The sequence below is a fragment of the Clostridioides sp. ES-S-0048-02 genome (genome assembly GCF_020658495.1).
Taxonomy (GTDB): domain Bacteria; phylum Bacillota; class Clostridia; order Peptostreptococcales; family Peptostreptococcaceae; genus Clostridioides.
On sequence record NZ_JACVWH010000012.1, the window covers coordinates 90,490 to 113,362 of the forward strand.

The 22,873-nt window shown below is 27.6% G+C and carries 17 protein-coding genes; 1 reads left to right on the forward strand and 16 read right to left on the reverse strand.

What is annotated here, in order from left to right:
* Positions 1–3 precede the first annotated feature (3 nt).
* Positions 4–1,494 (reverse strand): 4Fe-4S dicluster domain-containing protein, encoded by a 1,491-nt coding sequence (locus tag IC173_RS14925; RefSeq protein ID WP_227482949.1) that lies wholly within the window; start codon positions 1,492–1,494, stop codon positions 4–6.
* 466 nt (positions 1,495–1,960) lie between these two features.
* Between IC173_RS14925 and IC173_RS14930 the strand changes: the two genes are divergently transcribed.
* Complete coding sequence (locus tag IC173_RS14930; protein ID WP_227436749.1) at positions 1,961–2,161, forward strand: cold-shock protein; 201 nt, start codon at positions 1,961–1,963, stop codon at positions 2,159–2,161.
* Between the two features lie 173 nt (positions 2,162–2,334).
* On the opposite strand, the gene speB is transcribed toward IC173_RS14930, so the two are convergent.
* The 15 genes from speB to IC173_RS15005 form a co-directional block, all read right to left on the reverse strand.
* Entirely contained in the window at positions 2,335–3,213 is an 879-nt protein-coding gene (gene speB / locus IC173_RS14935; RefSeq protein ID WP_227436751.1) for an agmatinase, read from the reverse strand.
* Positions 3,203–4,054, reverse strand: a complete 852-nt coding sequence (speE, locus tag IC173_RS14940; RefSeq protein WP_227436752.1) for a polyamine aminopropyltransferase — start codon at positions 4,052–4,054, stop codon at positions 3,203–3,205. Before speE ends, speB begins: the two co-directional genes overlap by 11 nt.
* Before the next feature lie 35 nt (positions 4,055–4,089).
* The gene (gene speD, locus IC173_RS14945) at positions 4,090–4,503 is read right to left on the reverse strand and encodes an adenosylmethionine decarboxylase (protein ID WP_227436754.1); all 414 of its coding nucleotides are present in this window, start codon (positions 4,501–4,503) and stop codon (positions 4,090–4,092) included.
* A gap of 60 nt (positions 4,504–4,563) precedes the next feature.
* Positions 4,564–6,039 carry an aminotransferase class I/II-fold pyridoxal phosphate-dependent enzyme gene (locus IC173_RS14950; RefSeq protein ID WP_227855788.1) on the reverse strand — a complete coding sequence of 492 codons (1,476 nt, stop codon included), beginning with the start codon at positions 6,037–6,039 and terminating at the stop codon, positions 4,564–4,566.
* A gap of 528 nt (positions 6,040–6,567) precedes the next feature.
* Entirely contained in the window at positions 6,568–7,872 is a 1,305-nt protein-coding gene (locus IC173_RS14955) for an MATE family efflux transporter (RefSeq protein ID WP_227855789.1), read from the reverse strand.
* 97 nt (positions 7,873–7,969) lie between these two features.
* Positions 7,970–8,809 (reverse strand): MerR family transcriptional regulator, encoded by an 840-nt coding sequence (locus IC173_RS14960; protein WP_227436759.1) that lies wholly within the window; start codon positions 8,807–8,809, stop codon positions 7,970–7,972.
* A gap of 144 nt (positions 8,810–8,953) precedes the next feature.
* The gene (locus tag IC173_RS14965) at positions 8,954–9,592 is read right to left on the reverse strand and encodes a GntR family transcriptional regulator (RefSeq protein WP_227436760.1); all 639 of its coding nucleotides are present in this window, start codon (positions 9,590–9,592) and stop codon (positions 8,954–8,956) included.
* Between the two features lie 233 nt (positions 9,593–9,825).
* The gene (locus tag IC173_RS14970; protein ID WP_227855790.1) at positions 9,826–11,691 is read right to left on the reverse strand and encodes a glycoside hydrolase family 13 protein; all 1,866 of its coding nucleotides are present in this window, start codon (positions 11,689–11,691) and stop codon (positions 9,826–9,828) included.
* 6 nt (positions 11,692–11,697) lie between these two features.
* On the reverse strand, positions 11,698–14,118 hold the full coding sequence (locus tag IC173_RS14975; RefSeq protein ID WP_227482953.1) for a glycogen/starch/alpha-glucan phosphorylase: 2,421 nt from the start codon (positions 14,116–14,118) through the stop codon (positions 11,698–11,700).
* Between the two features lie 13 nt (positions 14,119–14,131).
* The gene (glgA, locus tag IC173_RS14980; protein ID WP_227824764.1) at positions 14,132–15,574 is read right to left on the reverse strand and encodes a glycogen synthase GlgA; all 1,443 of its coding nucleotides are present in this window, start codon (positions 15,572–15,574) and stop codon (positions 14,132–14,134) included.
* A 28-nt stretch (positions 15,575–15,602) separates the two neighbouring features.
* Complete coding sequence (gene glgD, locus IC173_RS14985; protein WP_227436767.1) at positions 15,603–16,733, reverse strand: glucose-1-phosphate adenylyltransferase subunit GlgD; 1,131 nt, start codon at positions 16,731–16,733, stop codon at positions 15,603–15,605.
* Between the two features lies 1 nt (position 16,734).
* The gene (locus tag IC173_RS14990) at positions 16,735–17,895 is read right to left on the reverse strand and encodes a glucose-1-phosphate adenylyltransferase (protein WP_227855791.1); all 1,161 of its coding nucleotides are present in this window, start codon (positions 17,893–17,895) and stop codon (positions 16,735–16,737) included.
* A 759-nt stretch (positions 17,896–18,654) separates the two neighbouring features.
* The gene (locus tag IC173_RS14995) at positions 18,655–19,698 is read right to left on the reverse strand and encodes an SPFH domain-containing protein (protein WP_227436770.1); all 1,044 of its coding nucleotides are present in this window, start codon (positions 19,696–19,698) and stop codon (positions 18,655–18,657) included.
* Positions 19,699–19,718: 20 nt separating this feature from the next.
* Positions 19,719–20,165: an NfeD family protein gene (locus IC173_RS15000; protein ID WP_227436772.1), complete on the reverse strand. Its 447-nt coding sequence runs from the start codon at positions 20,163–20,165 to the stop codon at positions 19,719–19,721.
* Positions 20,166–20,354: 189 nt separating this feature from the next.
* A complete protein-coding gene (locus IC173_RS15005) occupies positions 20,355–21,941 on the reverse strand; it encodes an NAD(P)H-hydrate dehydratase (protein ID WP_227482955.1) in 1,587 nt (528 codons plus the stop codon).
* Positions 21,942–22,873 lie beyond the last annotated feature (932 nt).

A 22,873-nucleotide genomic window follows, 5' to 3' on the forward strand; every position in this document is an offset into this window, starting at 1 on the left:
GATTTATTTTTCTAGATTTATATCACTAAAATCTTTTATTTTTGTATTTGCTAAAACACTTTTCTTAGTTGATTGAGAATTTTTTCTATCAAATGTAGCTTTAGCTTTTGCTCCTAGTAAGAACTTACCAGAACCATTAATACATCCACCTTCGCACATCATACCTTCTATAAAGTTTCCTTCTAATTTCCCTAAATTAGCCATAGTAATTGTCTTCTTAATCTCTCTTGAACCAGAAATTTTTACAGGTTCGAAATTAACTCCAATACCTTTTTCAGCAAGATAATTTTCTATAGCTTTTGTAAGTCCACCAGCAGCACCAAAGCCTCTTCCAAATATTGATGCATCATCTATATCTTCATTTGAACACTTAGCTAAGTCTATATCAAAGGCTTCAAATAGTGCCATTATTTCTTCAAAAGTTAGTACATAGTCAACAGCTCCTTTTAATTCCTTTTTAGCTGCTTCATTCTTTTTAGCTGTACAAGGACCTATAAATACTACTTTTGCATCAGGTTCATAATTTTTTATAAATCTTCCACTAGCTATCATAGGAGATACAGTAGAAGATATTTTTCCTACAAGGTCTGGGAATGTCTTTTCTATGTAACCAACAAATCCTGGGCAACAAGAGTTTGTCATAAAAGTGTCTCCTTTTTCCATTCTTTCAGCAAACTCTAAACTTTCATGAACTGTAACTGCATCTGCTCCACAAGCTGCCTCTAGTACATCGACAAAACCTAATGATTTTATAGCATTTTTTATTTGACCATATGTAACATTTGCTTCAACTTGACCTGTTATAGCTGGAGCTACTACTGCGTACATTTTTTCTTTTTGTACTAATTTTCTAGCTACTGGAGCTATCAAACTCTTATCAGATATCGCTCCAAATGGGCATGCTGACATACAAGCACCACAGTTTAAACATTTATCTTCATGTATCATAGCTTTCATATTTTCTCTATCAAACCCTAAAGCATTAGTTGGACATACGCTCTTACATGGTCTTACAACCTCTGAGATGGCATCATACTGACAAGCTTTTTTACACATTCCACAAGCCTTACATAATTCATGATTTATATAAGCCATTCCTCCAACATGTGTAATAGCCCCAAATTTACAAGCTTCTTTACATCTATGTGCTAAACAACCTCTACAGATATCAGTTACTGTAAATTCATTTATTGGGCAACTATCACATGCTGCTTCTAAAATATATATTATTTGTTCATCTTCTCCTACATCCATTGTATCTAAATCTATTTTATCTTGACCTGGCAATAGTCCCATACTTACATTTACTCTTTCAGATATTATAGCTCTTTCTTTATAAACACAACATCTGTATGTAGGTTTCTCGCCTTTTATTATTTCATATTGAATATTATCCATTGCTTCTCTTGTAAGGTTATCTTCTTTTCCAAGCCTAGCTATTGCAGTTAAAACATCATGTCTTAATTTGTGTATTTGTGTTTCAAATTGAAACATGTTAATACCACCCCCGTAAATAATTTTATACGGTATTATTATAGCATAATATTTCCTTTTATTAATATATATGTAAAATATTATATATTTAATTTTTATTTTATCGAATTCATATATTGTTTTTTTATTTTATTATATAATAATAGTGATATTTCTGAAATTTCACTATTTTTAAATTTTATTTTTAACCTATTTTATAATATTTTTTATTATTTTTTTAAATTTTATTTTTTATTTTTCAATTTATATATTACATTTTTTGATATTAAATTTACCAGACTCTCTCAGATTTCTATTTTATTTTCTTTCATTATTAATATATTTTTTAATAAATTTTTTTAAATTATAAAATTGATTAACTTTTTTTAAAATTTCAATTGCTTTTTTTTAAAATTTATGCTATATTAATAGAACAGACTTAATTTATTTAGTTTGTATTTTTTAATAAAGCGGAGGTTTTTTTATAATGAAAAACGGAATAGTAAAATGGTTTAATAGTGAAAAAGGATTTGGATTCATATCAGTAGAAGGAGAAGATGATGTTTTTGTACATTTCTCAGCTATACAAACTGATGGATACAAAACTTTAGAAGAAGGCGAAAAGGTTAGCTTTGATATAACTCAAGGTAATAGAGGACCTCAAGCTGAAAACGTAAATAGAATATAATTATTTAATTTAAATATATATATTTTAGAAAAAGGAGCTACATAAGGCTCTTTTTTATTGTTTAAATTTATTGTTTAAAAAATAAAGAAGTTACCTTAAAAAAGTGCTAAGCTTAAAACAACTTATTTAAAGTAACTTCTTTATTTTATAGTATATTATTTATACAGACTTCTCTACCTAAATTTACTTGATATTATTAAACATAATTCTCTCAATACTTTGCATGCTATAACTGTTGATACTCCTGTCGTATCATAATCAGGGCTAAGCTCTACAATATCACAACCAACTATATTTATATTAGATTTTTTTATAATCTTAAAAACATCTTGAAATTCTCTATAATTTATACCACCAGGTTCTGGCGTGCCTGTTCCTGGAAATACAGATGCATCCAACACATCTAAATCTATAGTTAAATAAACATTTTTCCCATTCAATTTATTAATTATCTTTTCAAATGTATTTATTCCACCGACTTCCATATAGGTATGTTTTTGTTCTATTGCAAACTTAAATTCTTCTCTTGTTCCAGACCTTATTCCAAATTGAAATATTTTATCATCTCCAACAATATCCCATACTCTTTTAATTACTGTTGCATGAGAATTTTTACTGTTATTATATTCTTCTCTTAAATCTGTGTGAGCATCAAAATGAATTACATACACATCATTATACTTCTCATAAACTGCTTTAAAGGCTGGTAAAGTAACTAGATGTTCTCCACCAATCATAAATGGAATCTTTAAATCTTCAACTATACTAGCAGTTTCATCATATATTTCTTTCAAAACTTGTTCTGTATCTCCAACACTAATTTCCAAATCTCCATAATCACATATATTATAATCTTCTAAATCCAAGTCTAAAAAAGGACTATATGTCTCAAGACCATAAAATTCTTTTCTCATTGAGCTACTTGCAAATCTAGCTCCAGGTCTATTTGAAGTAGTTCCATCAAACCCTACTCCAAACACTATCAGATTTGATTCTTCATAACTTTTATCCATACCCATAAATGTATTTATATGATAGAAATTACTCTTCATTTAGCATCTCCTTTACATATTGAGGTAACATAAATGAACCTAAATGGATATCACTATTATAATACTTCGTTTTTAAATTTAATTTTTCCCAGCCATCTCTATCTTGATTCTTTATTGGGTCTAGTTTTTTTGAAGCAAAGCCAAATAACCAATGTCCAGATGGATATGTTGGTATATGTGCTTGATAAACTTTAGCTATTGGAAATATCCCTTTTAACTTATCGTTGGCTCTTTTCATTTCCTTAGCATTAAACTCGAAATAAGGACTTTCACTTTGATTTACCAAAATTCCATCATCAGTTAGTATTCTATAACAATCTCTATAAAAATCATTTGAAAAAAGTCCTTCTCCTGGTCCTATTGGGTCAGTTGAATCTACTATTATCAGGTCATAAGATTTGTCATAAGCTTCCTTAACAAATTTAACTCCATCTTCAAAATATAAATTTACTCTTTCATCATCTAATTTACACGAACATATATCTATATACTCTTTAGACACATCCACAACCATTTTATCTATTTCAACCATATCAATTTTTTCTATTTTAGGATAACGACTTAACTCTCTTACTGTACCGCCATCTCCACCACCTATAACTAAGACTTTTTTAATATTTAGATTTGTAGCCATAGGAACATGAGTTATCATGTCATGATATATAAACTCATCTTTATATGTCACCATCATTAAACCATCTATTGTCAGAAACTTACCAAATTCCTCACTATCAAACACATCTATTCTTTGAAATTCAGATTTTCCTTCAAACAAATGTCTATCTACTTTTATAGAAAATCTTACATTTTTTGTCCATTCCTCTGTATACCAAAGTTCCATATAATAATCCTCACTTTCATTTATCTATTTTACGTTTATACTGCTTCAGGTTTATGAGTGATTTTACCTAAATCTTTTTTTGAATATTTTTTTATTTTTGTTGTCAATCCTCTTGGAATTTCTGTGGACTCACTTCTTTCTGATTTTAGAAGCTGTTCCAATAATTCAAAACTTTTCCATGGGTCTATATCACCACAAGTGAAAAAATCCGCCGCTGCATAACCATATTCAGGCCAAGTATGTATTGTCAAATGAGATTCAGCAATTATTACAGCACCTGAAACCCCCCAAGGATTAAAATGGTGAAATACAGAATCAACAATTGTAGCCTTTGCGTTTAATGCTGAATCATTCATAAAATTTTCTATAAGATGTGGGTCTTTAAGTATACTCTCATCACAGTTATAGTATTCTACTAGTATATGTCTTCCTAGTGTTTCAAATTTCATTTCAATCCCAACTCCTTTTACATATTTATATGTACTATTGTATTTATCCAATAACACAATTTATTTTATAACGAGTATTGTATCTAAGTTTTTATCTTGCATATCAGTCAAATATGCATTACTCTTTTTTAAAAAAACAATATACTCCATAATTTCTTTTGTTATTAATTCTCCTGGAGTAACAATTGGTATGCCTGGTGGGTATGCCATTATTGATTCTCCACAAATTCTACCTATGCATGACTTAATATCTATGCTTTCTTTAGATGCATAAAAAGCTTCTCGCGGATTAAGCTCAATAGTTGGATTTATTTGAATCATATTAAACTCATTTAACTTGGTTTCTTTTCTATAATTTTTTTCAATTATAGAAAGAGCCTTAACCAATCTGTCAATATCTGATTTGTTGGTTCCAATAGACACAAGTGCCAAGATATTGTACAAATCGCCTAGTTCTACTTGAATTGAAAACTTTTTATACAACAAATCATACACTTCAAAACCAGTTAAATTTAACCCTTTTACATTTATACATAATTTAGTTTCATCTATAAATTTAACACCTTTTCTTTTTAATATTTCGGTAGACAAAACATCTATTCCATCTATTTTATTTAATCTAGCTTTTGCATATCTAGATAAATTTAATGCTTTTGATAATTGTTCTTCTCCATTTTCAACTAGGTTAACTCTTGCTCCATCTATACTTGCCATAAGTAAATAAGATGCAGATGTAGACTGTAACATGTTGATTGACTGAAGTACTTTTTCAACTCTTATATTTTCTCTATTCAATAAAAGTGCTGAAGATTGTGTCAATGCTCCTCCAGTTTTATGTATACTTACAGCCACCATATCTGCTCCTAAACTTATTGCAGAAGGAGGTAAATCTAAATGAAATGGAAAATGAGCACCATGAGCTTCATCTACTAATACTAAAAGATTATTTTTATGACATAATTCTATGATGCTCTCAAGGTCTGCACAAGCACCATAATAAGTTGGATTAAGTAAAAATAAAGCTTTTATATCGCAGTTTTTTTCTATTTCCTCTTTAACTTTATCAATAGTAATATTTAAACTTATACCTAATTGCTCATCAAATTCTGGTTGTATAAATATTGGTATTCCTCCACAAAGTATTAAAGCATTTATTACTGACTTATGAATATTTCTTGGTAGCAATACTTTTTCTCCTGGATTTATTACACTTAAAATCATTGCATGTATTGCTTGTGTAGTACCATTAGTTATAAAGAATGCTTCATCAGCCATATAAGCCTGTGCTAATAAATCTTGTGCATTTTTTATGACTCCAGTTGGATTAGATACATTATCCATAGTGGGTGATGAGTTTATATCCATTTTCATGAGATTTTCACCTAGATATTTATTTAATATATCTACACCTCTATTTTTCACATGTCCAGGTACATCAAAGCAAGCTATATCTCTTTTTGAATATTCTTTTAATGATTCCAATAATGGAGCACATTCATAGTTCAATTCAACTGCATTTGCGAACTCACTGTCCATGACTTTAAATTCATCCCCTCTCTATATTCTAATATTTTCATTGTTTTTATTTATTATTTCTATTTTTTATTTTTACTTTTATTAAACTCATGATATTTATTATATTAACAAACGAGTATTTTTACAAGTATTTTTTTATTTCATATCAAAAACCTATACCTTAGTGTTATCAATATTTATAAACTTTTATATTTTTTATTGTTTATATTAATTTTTTTTAAAATTAGTATTTGTAAACTTTCTTATTTTTAGTCAATTTTTTATTTTTATTTTTTTCAAGTTTTACTAACGCTTTAAGTTTAATATTTTTAATTAGTATGTATTCTATTACTAAACTTTTATACTATTTTTATTTTATATATTAAAATCCATAGTTTAGTGTAACTAAATAATTTTCATATTTGTAGATTTAAATTTTTTATAAAAATTATTAAAATTTAATCTAATACTATAGAATAAATTCTATTTGTACAAACAAAAATAGAGTAGTAAATAAATTCACTACTCTAGATTTATAGTATCATAACATTATAGACTTATAGCATTTTTTGTACATTCCTTTATATTTGCTACTTTACTCATAATTATAACTGTTAAAAGTTCTGAAACAGCCATACTTACCCATATTCCATTTACTCCAAATAACTTAGAAAAAACAAGTAGTATAATTGGCAACAGTAGGATTGAACGTAAAACGCCTATAATATTAGAATGTACTGGCATTTCTATCGCCTGATAATACATCATAGTTGTCAAATTCTTCCCAATCATAAGATAGGCTAAATTAGCCATATTAAGTGCAACATAGGCCATTAAAATAATTTCTCTATCACTTGTAAATATTTTTATAATTTCTTTTCCAAATAAAAAACATATTACTGTAAACATTATAGATACAAAGAAACTCATTTTTGTTGCCATATTATAATAGCCTAACATTTTTTTACTTTCTTTAGAACCAAAATTATAGCTTATAAGTGGTTGAACACCTAAAGTTATACCCATTAAGAGATTATAAATATTAGTAGTTACATAGTTTACTACAGCATAAGCAGAAAGACCTACATCTCCAACAACTCTTGTCAAAACTATATTATGTGCAAGTATAATTATTGAAAAAGCACTCTCTGCAAAGAATGAGGGAAATCCTATATTAAATAATTCTTTTAAAACACCCTTTTCTATCTTTGCTGAACCAAAAGATAACTTACCTTTTTTAAACATAAAATGAGGTAACATTATTATAAGTGTAGATAGTTGACCTAAGCCACTTGCAATTGCTGCACTTTTTACACCAAATCCAAGCTTAAATATAAATAGATAATTTAAAGTTATATGAAATATTGTTCCTGACACAGTAGCTATCATAGCAAGTTTTGGTCTTCCATCATTTCTTAAAAAACTACAAAAAACAAGACCTAGCAAATTTGGTAGACAGAAAATAGCATAAAATGTTAAATATTCAGAAGATAATCCTACTAAATTTTCTGTTGCTCCCATAATTCTAACTATATGCTCTGAAAAAAGTATACAAATTATTGTAAGAGATAAACTACCTATTATTAAGATTTTTATCACTTGTCTAAATATATTTACAGCCCTTTCATCATCTCTAGAACCAAATTTTTTGGAAACTAGTACTCCTCCTCCAACTGCCATTAAACTGGATAATCCTAAAAATACCATTACAAGAGGCATTACTATACTAACAGCTGTAAGTGCTGAATCGCCTAGTCCTTTTCCCAAAAATATTCCATCTAATATTGTATTAAATGATGATACAAACATAGCAAGAGCTGATGGTATAGCATACTCTAAAAATTTTTTTGCCATTAAAAATCTCCCTCCCATAGATTATTATAATAAATATTATTTCACTATATAAAATACTAATCTATCCTCTGAGGGTAGAGTCAAGTTTTTTTGTATACTATTTTTTTCTTATTTCTAATTGAACCAATGTCTTTTCTTTTGTATCTGAATCTACTCTGGAAAGCATCCATATTTCATTAAAATTTCCAACAAGTTCTATATTATTATTCTTTGCATAATCTATTATTTTTTGATAATAATCATAGGCATTATTCCAATTATCATCATATATAATTGTTAAATATTCACCTGCTGGTAAAATATGCTCATTCTCATATTCTTCTCTTTCTTTAAAATCTACTATATCATCATATAATAATGCTTTACCTTCTTTGATTACTTTCTCATATGAAATACTACCTGAGATTATAGGATATACATCATTATACTTATCTTGAATGTGTAAAATAATATGTCTCAGATACATCTCAAGTTCCACTTCATCCTTTGAATTACATTTATATACATTTACTTTTCTTTCTTTATTGTATTTTATAAATACATTATTTAAATCATATTTTAACAATTCATTTACTTTAAATTCTATATCATTTAGATAATTTTTCACATCTGATAGTTCTTTTATTTTATTTTCTATCATTTTATTTTGTCTATCAATTGTATTCATCATAGAATCAATTGAACTGTCTGAATCAATTAATTTTTTTATATCTTCAAGAGCCATCCCCATAATCTTACAGTACTTAATTACATCTATACTCATAAATTGTTCTCTTGAATAATACCTATATTTATTTTCTTGATTTACATATGCTGGTTTTAATATACCTACTTTATCGTAGTATCTTAGAGTTTTTATTGATAAATCAAAAAGTCTAGACACTTCTCCTATTGAAAAATATGTTTTTATATTATCCCCTCCCTTTATATTTTGCATTAAAATAGTACTACATTAACCTATAAATATCAATATAAAAATTAATTGTATTTTTAATTAATTTTATATTGATATTTATATATTAAAAATAATAAAATAATGATAGAATTATAAAAAAATAAGAGAAGCTTTTAAAAGCTTCTCTTATTCCATCTCTGCTATAGGTATCGTTTTCCAATGTTTTCTTAAAATTGCTTCAACATTTTCTGAATCCTTTGCTCTCATAAACTTCACTGCCTCAATATGTTGATTATTGCTGTAAGTTAGCATTTTATACAATTCTTCTTCATTGTCGCTAGTATATGACTTTGACATAAAATTATATCTAAGAGAGTTCAACATATTTATTAACACCTGATTATCTGATTTTGCTATGTATATATCGTGAAATTCATTGCTTAGTTTTAAGTAGTTATTGTAATTTTTATACTTTATAGAGATAGCCATCATTTCTGTTAACTCGTCCATTTTTATTAAATCTGATTCAGTTAAATTTTCTAAAGATGAAGAGCCTGCTAACGCATCTAACATACCAATTACAGAGTATGTGTCTAGTTTTTCCTTTTCCTGAAACTCTTTTACCACAAATCCCTTATTAGGTATCTTTTCTAGTAAATTTTCACCTGCCAACCTCGTTAGTGCTTCCCTTGCTGGTGTTCTACTAACTCCAATAGAGTTACAAATTTCAGATTCAGTAATTCTCTGATTAGCTTCATACTCTCCATTTTGGATTTTTTTTGATATATAGTCATAGACTTGAGTTGTAAGTGGATCTACTTTCATAAGACACTCCTCCATATTAAGATTATAAAAGTTAAATCTCCCTACAACTTCAGTAGAGAGGTTTTGTTTTATCTTACTTATCTATATAATATCATAACTTCTATATTTTTTACACTTCTTTGTCTATTTTGAAATACTAAAATTTTTATGATAATTTAAAACAAAAATGTAGCAAAACCTTTGATAAATCAAAATTTTTGCTACATTTTTATTTTTAACTTAAATTATTATACTTAAAATACACTAAAAATAATAAATGATTTAGAATCCATATGGATTTTTAATTCATTGTTTTCTATCTGTATATTTTTATTTATATTTTTAAGATTATACTTTATAGGTATTTCCTCTATAAAGTTACCTTCTATATTTAATGATATATTTTCAGGATTGTTACTTCTATTTATTAAAATCAGTATCCTATCATTATATTCATTAAATCTTATAAATGCAAACACATTGTCATTTTTAGTATATATGAATTCTGTTCCTCCAGAACTTAAAATTTTATTTTTATTTCTGATTTTTATAATATTTTTATAAAAATTTAACATATCTTCATCTTCATTTTTCCATGGATATGTTCTTCTATTGTCTGGGTCTACATCTCCACAAAGACCTGCCTCATCTCCATAGTATATATATGGTACTCCTTCAAATGTCATCTGCGTAGCTACAGCAAGTTTCATCAAATCTATATCATTATTTAATTCAGTTTTAGCTCTTGTGACATCATGTGTTCCAATTAAATTTAAATTAGACTTAAATGATTCTTCTGGATAATTTTCTTTAATTTGCATATATTTATTGCTAAGTTCATATGAATTAATTTCTCCTTTTAAAAATGAAAACATATTATTTCTAAATGGATATCCCATAACAGAATCTAATTCTTCACCTAATAAATAGCTTCTCCTTTGACCATAACTAATCTTATTTGAGGCATCTTCCCATACTTCCCCTATAAGTATAGAGTCATTATCAGCTTCTTTTAGTTCCTTTCTCAGCTCTCTTATAAACTCAGTTGGCAGTTCATCTGCAACATCCAATCGCCATCCTTTAATCCCCATATTCATCCATTTGTTTATGACACTATCCTTGTCATATATTATATAATCCATATAGCTTTTTTCTAATTCATTTGTATTTGGCAAGGTCTTTATATCCCACCAACTTTTATATTTATGAGGAAATTCTTCAAACACATACCATGAATAATATGGTGATTCTTTTGATTGATATGCACCTAAACTATCATAATTTCCATACATATTAAAATACTTACTATCTGCTCCAGTGTGACTAAAAACACCATCAAGTACTATTGATATATCTTTTTCTTTTGCTTTATCAATTAATTCTTTAAATGTATCTTCATCTCCAAACATAGGGTCAATCTTTTTATAATTTCCTGTGTCATACTTGTGATTACTAGAAGCTTCAAATATAGGACTCAGATATAATATACTCACTCCTAATTTTTTTAGATACCCAAGTTTATTAATTATTCCCCTTAAATTTCCACCATGAAAATCCCATCTTATAATATCCCCTCTATTGTCCTTTATGTACATAGGTATATCGTCCCAATTGCCATATATAAAGCTGTTTTTTTTAGGATTATCAACCTTCCCATTACGATTTCCATTGTTAAATCTATCTACAAATATATGGTAAAGTACTCCTTCTTTGTACCAGTTTGGCACTTTAAAGTCTCTATAAACAGTAATTTGATATTTATTGATATCATTATAATTATATTCACAAGTGTATCCATTTTCTCTATTCTTTCCATAGAATACAGTCTTTTTCTCACCATTTATTTCAGCAATCACTTTAAAATAATAAAAATAAACACCAGTTATATCAAATTTTCCAACCTTACAATAAAAATACTTTCTAAGTGTATTATTGTTTAATTCTTCATTTAAAATTATTGTTTTTGATTCATCCTCTTTGTTTATTTCTAGGGAAATAGACTCAACATTATATCCTTCATTTACTTTGACATTAATCATCAATTCTTCATCAAATTTTAAAGCTCCAAACGGAGCCTTAAAATTTTTATCCCAAGAGTTATATTCTATTATGTTTTGCATTTATAATCACACCCTTTTAAACCAAATGTCTTTTGCATATTCAGAAATTGTTCTATCAGAAGAAAAAAATCCTGAATTAGCTATATTAACCAAAGACATTGTATTCCATTTTTCTTTATCACGATATAGTTTGTTTATATTTGCTTGAGCTTGCCCATAATTTTCAAAATCCCTCAATACAAAGTATTCATCATTGTAAGTGGTAAGTGAATTATAAATACTTCTACCTTCTTCACCTAGGTTAGGAATAAATCCATTTATTAAGTCATCTACTACTCTTTTTATATCCATGTTAGAATGATACAAGTCAAGTGAAGAATATCCACCAAACTTATTATAATTAAGTACTTGCTCTGCACTAAGTCCAAATAAAAACATATTTTCTTTTCCTACTTGTTCACATATTTCTACATTTGCACCATCTAATGTTGCTAAAGTTATAGCACCATTCATCATAAACTTCATATTACTTGTTCCTGATGCTTCTTTTGTTGTCGTTGAAATTTGTTCACTCACATTCGCTGCTGGTATTATTATCTCTGCTAATGATACACCATAATTCTCTATAAATACGACTTTTAACTTGTCCTTTACTCTAACATCATTATTTATAGTACTTGCAACTGAATTTATAAATTTAATTATGCACTTGGCTAAATAATATCCTGGTGCAGCTTTTGCTCCAAATATAAAAGTTCTTGGGTCAATATTTAAATTAGGATTGTCAAGTAATTCATGATACATATGGAGTACATTAAAAATATTCAATAGCTGCCTTTTATAAGCATGCAACCTCTTAACCTGAACATCAAATATAGAATTAGGGTCGATATTTAAATCGTATTTATCATTTATAAAATTTGCTAAATTTACTTTATTATTGTATTTTATATCATCAAGTCTTTTTAAAACAGAAGAATCATTTTTAAATTTTTCAATATTCTTTAGCTGTAAAGTATCTGTTTTCCATGAATCACCAATTAAATCTGTTATTAAATTGCTAAGTTGCGGATTTGAACTTATAAGCCATCGTCTATGTGCAATTCCATTAGTTTTATTGTTAAATTTATTTGGTTCGTCTTGATAAAAATCTTTTAAAACTTCTGTTTCAAGAATTTGAGTATGAAGCTTAGCAACTCCATTTACACTGTGACTTGTTACAATACATAAATTTGCCATATTTATGTTGTCCCAGTCTATTATACTCATTCTTCTTATTTTATCTTGGTCATATCCTTTATTATTTAATTCTTCTACATACCTTCTGTTTATTTCTTCTATTATCATATAAATTCTTGGTAATAACTCTTTTATCATACTTACAGGCCACTTTTCCATTGCTTCTGACATTATAGTATGATTAGTATAAGATACTGTTTTTTTAGTTATCTGCCATGCTTCATCCCAAGATAAGCCTTCTTCATCAAGTAAAATTCTCATAAGTTCTGGTATACACAAGGTAGGATGTGTATCATTTATATGAATTGCCACCTTATCAAATAAATTACTGATGTTTAGTTTATTCTTTTTATACTTCCTTATTATATCTTGTACTCCTGCACTTACAAAGAAATACTCTTGCTTCAGTCTCAATAATTTTCCTGCATAATTTGAATCATCAGGATACAACACCTGTGAAATTTCTTCAGTATAGTACTTGTGTTTTAGGGCCTCTTCATAACTTCCTGAATAATTTAGAGCATTTGAAGTAAGTTCTCCAAAGTCTCTTTTTGGTATCTCACTTTTAAATAATCTTAAAGTATTGATACACTGATTTTGGTATCCGATTATTGGTATATCATAAGGCATTGCCATTACAGGAAGATAGTTTTTATGGACTACTTTTAAATGGTTTCCCTCCTTAATCAACTCTACTTCTCCACCAAACTTTACCATCGTCGCTTCATTTGGTCTTACAGTTTCCCATGCATAGCGTCCTTCTGTAAGCCAGTTATCAGGTACTTCGACCTGATAACCATTTACAAATTTTTGTTCAAATAAACCGTATTTATATCTAATTCCATATCCTTGACCACTTATGTTCAAAGATGCCATAGAATCTAAAAAACATGCTGCTAATCTTCCAAGACCACCATTCCCTATAGCTGGGTCTACCTCAGCTTTGATTAAATCATCTAAGTTAATTCCTAATTCTAGTAATCCTTCTCTAACTTCTTCTTCAATATTTAAATTTAGTAAATTAGATTTTAATTGTCTTCCTATTAAAAACTCTAGACTAAAATAATAAACCTCTTTTTTCTTATCTAATTTCGTAGCAACCCATTTTTTTGCTATTTCATCTTTCAGTAGACTACATAATACATTTAACAATTGTTCATCAGTAGCTTCCTTGATAGACTGTGCATATAAGCTATACATTTTCACTTCAAATTTTTGCTTGAATTTCTTTTTGCTTATTGTTACCAAAAAAACCACTCCTTTAATCACATATGTCTCTATATGTTTCTATATACTCCTTAGCTGATTTTTTCCAACTATTATCAGTATTCATTGCATTCTCAACTACTTTAATCCATTTTTCTTTATCTTTAAAAACTTTAATTGCATTTTGCAAACAGAAAAACATCTCATGAGCATTGTAATTTTTAAAACTAAATCCATTACCTTCTCCAGTAAATTGATTGTAAGGTATTACAGTATCTTTAAGTCCTCCAGTTTCTCTAACTACTGGTAAAGAACCATATCTCATAGCTAGCATTTGACCTATACCACAAGGTTCAAATAGTGATGGCATCAAGAATATATCACTTGCAGCATAAATTTGTTGAGCCAACGATGCATTGAATGTAATTCTAGCAGATACTTTATCTGAAAAATTAGAATCATAATAATTAAACATTGATTGATATTGATGTTCCCCAGTTCCTAAAATGACAATTTGTAAATCTTCCCTCATAAGCTCAGGCATCATATAGGCTATTAAATCAAATCCTTTTTGAGAAACTAGTCTTGAAACTATCCCTATTAATGGAATAGATGAATCCTTTTTTAATCCTAATATATCTTGTAATCTTAATTTATTTTCCAATTTTTTCTCAATAGAATTTACATTGTAATTGACAAATATATCCTTATCTTTCTCAGGGTTATTCAGGTCATAATCTATGCCATTTAATATCCCTTTTAATTTGCCTGATTCCTTTCTAAGTAAACCATCTAATTGTTCTCCATAAAAAGATGTTTGTATCTCATTTGCATAAGTAGGACTAACAGTTATAACTTTATCTGCAAAATTTATTCCAGCTTTCATAAAATTTATTGAACCATAATACTCTATATCTCCATTATCAAAATATTTTTCAGGTAAATCTAATATATCGTTTAAGACATACTTATCAAATACACCTTGATATTGTAGATTATGTATAGTATACATAGTTTTTATATTTTTATACCCCTCAAGGGTTGCATATCTCTCTTTTAAAATTAATGGTAACATACCTGTGTGCCAATCATTTATATGTATTACATCTGGATAAAAGTCAATTCTACTTATAGCTTCTAAGACAGCATCTGTAAAGAATGTATATCTTTCTGCATCATCTCCATACCCATAAATACTCTTTCTCTCATCTTCTCTTCTAAAATAAAATTCATTGTCTATAAAATAAAATTTAACACCATCTAGTTCCATTTCTAAAAGACCACAATATTGATTTCTCCATCCAACACGTACACTAAAAACGGCTATTTCTTTTAATTGATCTTTTAAATAACTTGGTATAGTTGAATATTTAGGCATTATTACCCTTACATCTACACCTTCTTTTTTTAATTCTTTAGGCAATGCATAAGATACATCTCCTAATCCTCCAGTTTTAGCAAAGGGCCAACACTCTGCTGTTACATAAAAAACCTTCACTAGCTATTCCCCCTTCTAAAAAATATTTTTATATATTCGTATTTTTTTCTACTACAATAGGATATTTTTCATCTCCTTTTAACTCTTTTCCTTTTGATACACTTGTATTTTTATCTAGTATTGCATTATATAGTTTTGCATTTGACTTTATTACACAATTTTGCATTACTATTGAGTTTTCTATAACTGTTCCTTTTTCAACATTAACTTTTCTAAATATAATGCTATCTTTTACAGTACCTTCTATTAAGCAACCTGATGCTATAAAACTATTTTCTACCTTTGCACTATCTGTGTAAATTGTAGGTGACTCATTCTTTTCTTTAGTAAATATTTTTCTTTCAGAATACAGTAATTCATCAGCCACTTCTATTTCTAATAAATCTTTGCTCATTTGAAAATATGATTCAACAGAATTTACACATTTCAAATATCCTGTATACTCATAAGCTCCTATTTTCATATTTTCTGCTTCTTCAACAATGAACTCTTCTAAATAACAATAATTCCCTTTATTTACAATATTATATATACATTCTACAAAATCTTCACGTTTCATAATATATGTTTCCATACATATATTTGCTCTAGGGAATTTTCCTAAATTATTTCCTACATTTATTACTCTGTTATTACTATCTAAGTTTAAGGTTAGATTACCAGCAAAATCTTTATTTGCATTGTTTACATTTTTATATATTATAGTTATATCATTATGAGATTTTTTATGGTACTCCAAAGCCTGAGAGTAATCTAGGTTACATAACATATAACTTGGAGCTATTAAAATGTATTCTTCTTCACTTTTCTCTATATAATCAAGATTAGCTAGTATTGTGTATATATCTCCTTCTCTATGTGAGTAAGTATTTCTATACTTAGTATTTTCTGGGCTAAAAATTGATAAACCGCCCTTTTTTCTACTTAAATCCCAATCTTTTCCACTACCTATATGGTCTGTCAATGATCTATACTTTTCTTTTGCGAATATTCCAACTTTTGTGATTCCTGAATTTATCATATTAGATAGAGCAAAGTCTATTATTCTATATCTTCCAGCTATTGGTGTAGAAGCTATCGGTCTTCCATAATTAAGTTTATTTATTGCAGGGTCTCCTTTTTTGTTTAAATTTATTATACCTAAACATTCATTTCTCATCTTAAAGACCTCCTTCTATTAATACGCATCTAGGCTCTATATTTTCATATTCAGAAACTACACTTATCTCATTATTTACATTTTTTATCTGAACATTGTCATTTATAGTTGCACATTCACCTATCATAGCTTTTTCTATAGTTACATTTTCTCCTATTACAACATTTGGCATGATTACTGAATCAATTACTTTACTTCCTTTTCCAACAACAACTCCATGTGATAATACAGAGTTTCCTACTTCTCCTAAAATTCTACAACCATCAGCTATCATTGATCTATGAACATTTGCACTTTTGCCTATATATTGAGGAGGCATTGCCATTGTATTTGTATATATCTTCCATTTAGGGTCTGATAAATCCAGTGTTTCTGGAGATTTAATTATATCCATATTTGCATCCCATAAACTTTGTATAGTTCCTACGTCTCTCCAATACCCCTTAAATGGATATGCATACATTCCAACATTATCCTCTAACATTTTAGGTATTAAATTCTTTCCAAAATCATCATAATTTATATCTGAATTTTTTTCTGCTTCTTTAAAATAACTTCTCAACATTTTCCAATCAAATATGTATACTCCCATAGATGCCAAATTACTTTTAGGTTCACCTGGCTTTTCTTCAAATTCATAAATACTTGAATCTTCATTTGTATTCATTATGCCAAATCTAGAAGCTTCATCCCAAGGTACTTCAATTACTGCAATCGTAGCCTTAGAGCCTTTTTCTTTATGAAATTTTAGCATTTTACTATAATCCATCTTATATATATGGTCACCAGATAATATTAATACATATTCTGGATTATAGGTATCTACAAAATCCATATTCTGATATATAGCATGTGCTGTACCATTATACCAATTTCCCTCTTTTTCATTCATAAATGGTTGTAATACATATACTCCACCATTTATTCTGTCTAAATCCCAATGACTTCCCATACCTATATGAGAATTTAATATCAGTGGTCTATATTGAGTTAAAACACCTACAGTATCTATACCAGAATTTGAACAATTACTTAAAACAAAGTCAATAATTCTGTACTTTCCTCCAAATGATACAGCTGGTTTTGCAATTCTCTTTGTGAAAACTCCAAGTCTTGAACCTTGCCCCCCTGCCAAAATCATAGCTAACATCTCTTTTTTCATTTAATGACACTCCCCTCATCTAGTAATTAATATTTATAATTGCATTTTTACCTTTATAAACTTTTAGTCAATAAATGTTGTGTATAAATTTTGCCCAAATGATAATGTAATAAGAGTAAAATAATATAAACTATACAATTTCTATAATGTATACCCCATAATTACTTTATTGAAGTATACATTATTTTCCATAAGTGCTATAGTACTTATAATATTCAATTCCTAGTTAGAAAATAATATAAACATTTATTTTATAGATATAAAAAATATTTTTTATAAATCAATTTATATCATACAAACATACTTAAATTTTTATGCTTTTTTGATTTGATAATAATAGAACATAATATGACATGATTATCTAAAAATCTTTAAATAATTACTAGCTAATTTTATTTTTTGTTATTTGCTCATCTATGATTAAATCAGTGAATTATAAAATTTTAGTTCTATTGTTAGACATATTCATTATGTTTGATATTTTTATAACTATATATGTTATCAATATAAATATCCAAATTAAAGTTACTTTCTTTTCCTATATGTTTTATTTAATATTATATAACACTTTTTACATTAGTAAAGGGTAAATTGTATAAAAATTCTGTTAATTTTTTTTTAAAATCGCGTTTTATAAATAAAAACAAAGAAGAAGACCTAAAAAACTATAAGTCTTCTTCTTTTCAATGTGCATTCTATACTATATTTAATTAATTCGACATTTAATTTCCATTTCCTTCCTACTATAAAAAAACTCTTTTATTTTTTTAATGAATCATTTCCACTAAATGCATCTTTTACATCTAATATATCATTTTTATCATCACTCATGACTTCTTTTATTCCTTTGAATGTTCCTAAGAAATTAACTGCTTCTGAAGGTAAAACCAATTTTGTTGACTTACCTTCAGCCATTTTTTCAAGTGCTTCCATAGATTTTAATGCTAAGATATTATTGTCAATGTCAGACTCTTTCATAGCTGAAAATACTAATTTCAAACCTTCTGCAGTAGCCATTTGAGTTCTTTTAATCATTTCCGCTTCACCTTGTGCTTTAGCAATAGCTGTTTGTCTTATAGCCTCAGCTTCACCTTCTGCTACCAATATAGCAGACTCTTTTTCTCCTTCTGCTACACGTACCATAGCTTCTTTTCTTGCTTCTGCTGTTAATATAGCAGATTGTTTTTCTCCTTCTGCTTGTAATATAGCAGCTGACTTATTACCTTCTGCTTGAAGTATTGCTTCTCTTCTTTCTCTTTCCGCTCTCATTTGCTTTTCCATCGCAACTTGAATATCATGAGGAGGCATTATGTTCTTTAACTCTACTCTATTTACTTTTATTCCCCATTTATCTGTTGCTTCATCAAGGATTGTTCTCATTTTTACATTTATTATATCTCTTGATGTTAGTGTTTCATCTAAATCAAGTTCACCAATTATATTTCTTAAAGTTGTAGCTGTTAGATTTTCAATAGCAGCTATTGGATTTGCTATTTCAAATACATATCTAACTGGGTCTGTAACTTTATAATATACAACTGTATCAATCTGCATAGTTACATTATCTTTAGTTATAACTGGCTGAGGTGGGAAATCTATTACAATTTCTCTCAAGTCAATCACATATGCCATTTTATCTAAAAATGGTATCAAGAAATGTACTCCTGTTTCAGCCACTTTTTGAAACTTACCAAGTCGCATTATTATACCTACTTTAGATTGTTTTATTACTCTTATACAAGTTAAACTTATTGCTACTACTACTATTATTAATACAATACTTAAAACAACTTTCATGCCCATAAATATATCCTCCTTTTATTTTATTGATTCGTCACACTAGTTGCAGAATTTACTTTTTTAACAACTAGCTTTACCCCTTCTATTTTTAATACTTCTACTGTAGAACCCTTATCAATCTTTTCATCATCTATAGAAATAGCAGTCCATGTTTCATGTTCAACTACAACTAAACCAGTTTGATTTGGAGAAATTTCCTCTGTAACAACACCTTTTTTAGATATCATTGCTTGTAAATTGGTATTAGATTTATAAGTTTTATCTTTTTTTACAATTTTCTTAGTAGCTACAACTAACATAGCTATAGAAATTACAGCAAATATTAAAACTTGTAAAAATATACTCTTTATAAAAGTACTTAAAAATATAAGTATTACTGCTCCCACACTAAACCATATTAGTGTTAAGCTTGGAGTCAACATTTCTGCTATTCCAAATAAGACTGCTACTATTAACCATATCAACTTCATACTATCTACCCTCTTTTCATATGAATTATCAAACACTATATAAATCATATTCTTTATACAATATATTTGAATATGATTTTAAACAATCAACCAAAAACCAATAAAATAAGTCAATTTGAGATTAATTTAATAGTATTATATCAGCATACTTTGTTAAAGTTGTTACAAAGTAGTATCAAATATTAGTAATTAAATAATCAAAAACTTGTTCATTGTTAACGAAATGTTACTTATTAAATCTGTTGCATTTACTGTATACATACTTTTTCCTAACTTATCTCCTATATAACCATGTACATATGCTCCACTCACTGTAGCTTCAAGTATATCCATACCTTGACCTACAAAAGAAGTAATCATACCAAGTAAACAGTCTCCCATTCCACCAGTTGCCATACAACTATTTCCTGTAGGATTTATATATGTTTCTTTACCATCTGTTATGATAGTTTGATATCCTTTTAAAAGGACAACTACATTGTATTTTTGAGCAAATTCTTTTGCCACATCTACTCTATGTTCTCTTATATACCCAATTGAGTCACCTGTCAACCTGGCCATTTCTCCCAGATGTGGAGTAATTACAAACTTATTTTTCCACTCTAAAAACTTATAGCATCTATCCTTCATAACATTTAATCCATCTGCATCCAATATTATTGGACAACTAGAGTTTTCTACTACTCTAAGTAATCTCTCAAAAGTTTTGTGATTATCTCCCATTCCTGGACCAAAACCAATTGCATTGCTAGAGCTCAATAGTTTATCAACTCTCTCTTCTTCAAAATTTACAGTCATTGCTTCAGTGAGTCTAATAGATACTTTTTCTTGTACATCTTTACTACTAATCAAAGTTACAAGACCACTTCCACTTTTAACAGCAGATTCAGTTGCTATGAAACTAGCCCCATAAAATCCTTTTGAGCCTGCAACTATAGATACTTTTCCAAAATCACTTTTAAATCCATTCTTATCTCTTCTTCTAATATTATTTTTTACAAAACTCTCATCAGTTATGAATTCATCATTATGGTATTTTCTTGTAATAAAATCTGGAATACCTATTTTTTCTACAATTACATCACCAATAAGTGAGTTTACATCATAATTTAAAAAACCTCTTTTATAAAACTCAAAACTAATTGTTTTTTTTGCTTTAATACAAATTCCAAGTATACTTCCTTTGTCACTATCTATACCAGATGGTATATCTATAGAATATGTATTTTTGCTGTTATCATTTACTATATCAATTACTTCTTTAAAAATACCAGTTATTTCTCTCTTTAGTCCTGTTCCAAATATTGCATCTATTACAACATCACTTTTAGATACTGCTTCCTTAAACATTGTTAAATTTTTATTTTTAATTATACTCTGTTTTTCTGTTTCAATAATTTTATCTACTTTATTTTTATTTATATAGTCATTATATTCCTCGCTTAAATCATTTTTATCAATATTTATAATATTGATCCCCATATTTAAAAGTATATTATAATTGATTTTAGAACATTCACTTAGTTTCTTGATATTACCAATTAAAAAGACATTTACATTTTTTTCTTTTAGCTTTAAATGTCTTGCTATTCCAAGACCATCTCCACCATTATTTCCAACACCACATACAATTGTATAATCATTATATATATCTATATCCATGTTTCTCATTGCAGATATTACTGCATTTTCCATCAATACAATCATTGGAATTCCCAATTCTTCTACGCATGCATTATCAACACTTCTACTTAAATTCGCTGTACCTATCAACACATATCATCACTCCTATAAAATTAAATACTTCCTAAAATATTTAAATAAAAACATATAAATATCTACTGAAGTCTTTTTAATCTTGTAAACATCTTGAATAAAAACATCAAAAATAAGATTCCTAAAAATAATTAAAAAAATAATAAAAATTCTGAATTGAAATAATCATTCAATTTATTATATCATATAATTTTGGTCATTATATTACTTCAAAATCTATTTTCATTAATTCTATAAAAAGTTTACCTTTTGCTCAATTTGTTTCTAAAATCCAAATGAATTTTAATTTTTATTTATAAATTAAAATTTAAGAAAACTACCCAATCCTATACATAAAACTTTTTTTATTCGAACTCAATTTTCTGACAATTTAATAATTTTTCAAAATTTATTGTTGACTTTTATTTTTTACTGTATTAAACTAATTACTATACAAAATATAAAACAAAATTTTCAAAATTATTAAATTAAAAGGAGAGGTAAATATGAAGACTTTATTAAACAAACAAGTACGATTTTTTAGTAGCCAATTTAGTTAGGGTTTGTAGCTAAGTTAAGACAAATTGTCATAACATAGATACAGACCCCTTAGGATTACCATTTTTAAGGATTGTATCTATGTTGGCTATAGTGATTGTTGTTAAAGTTTTTATTTTATCATCATATTATAGAGAGCCACATGGATTATACTGTGTGGCTCATTCGTGTTTTTGCCATACAGTTATACGTACTGTGTGGTTTTTTTATATCCAAAATTTAATTTTCAATTATATTTAAAAAATTATTTTAAAATATTTTCAAAGGGGTGTTTTATTTATGTCAGGTATTATATCTGTAATGACGCAAAGTTTAATTTTATCAATCATGGCACTGGGGGTTTATATAACTTACAAAATCTTAGATTTTCCCGATATGTCTGCTGATGGTAGCTA

Excerpts from the sequence above, each read along its gene's own strand:
- IC173_RS14930 (WP_227436749.1), top strand. The coding sequence starts at position 1,961 with ATGAAAAACGGAATAGTAAAATGGTTTAATAGTGAAAAAGGATTTGGA.
- speB (WP_227436751.1), bottom strand. The coding sequence starts at position 3,213 with ATGAAGAGTAATTTCTATCATATAAATACATTTATGGGTATGGATAAA.
- IC173_RS14995 (WP_227436770.1), bottom strand. The coding sequence starts at position 19,698 with ATGGGCATGAAAGTTGTTTTAAGTATTGTATTAATAATAGTAGTAGTA.
- IC173_RS14950 (WP_227855788.1), bottom strand. The coding sequence starts at position 6,039 with ATGGACAGTGAGTTCGCAAATGCAGTTGAATTGAACTATGAATGTGCT.
- IC173_RS14925 (WP_227482949.1), bottom strand. The coding sequence starts at position 1,494 with ATGTTTCAATTTGAAACACAAATACACAAATTAAGACATGATGTTTTA.
- IC173_RS14990 (WP_227855791.1), bottom strand. The coding sequence starts at position 17,895 with ATGAAAAAAGAGATGTTAGCTATGATTTTGGCAGGGGGGCAAGGTTCA.
- speE (WP_227436752.1), bottom strand. The coding sequence starts at position 4,054 with ATGGAACTTTGGTATACAGAGGAATGGACAAAAAATGTAAGATTTTCT.
- IC173_RS15000 (WP_227436772.1), bottom strand. The coding sequence starts at position 20,165 with ATGAAGTTGATATGGTTAATAGTAGCAGTCTTATTTGGAATAGCAGAA.
- IC173_RS14970 (WP_227855790.1), bottom strand. The coding sequence starts at position 11,691 with ATGCAAAACATAATAGAATATAACTCTTGGGATAAAAATTTTAAGGCT.
- glgD (WP_227436767.1), bottom strand. The coding sequence starts at position 16,733 with ATGAGAAATGAATGTTTAGGTATAATAAATTTAAACAAAAAAGGAGAC.
- IC173_RS14960 (WP_227436759.1), bottom strand. The coding sequence starts at position 8,809 with ATGCAAAATATAAAGGGAGGGGATAATATAAAAACATATTTTTCAATA.
- speD (WP_227436754.1), bottom strand. The coding sequence starts at position 4,503 with ATGAAATTTGAAACACTAGGAAGACATATACTAGTAGAATACTATAAC.
- IC173_RS14955 (WP_227855789.1), bottom strand. The coding sequence starts at position 7,872 with ATGGCAAAAAAATTTTTAGAGTATGCTATACCATCAGCTCTTGCTATG.
- IC173_RS14965 (WP_227436760.1), bottom strand. The coding sequence starts at position 9,592 with ATGAAAGTAGATCCACTTACAACTCAAGTCTATGACTATATATCAAAA.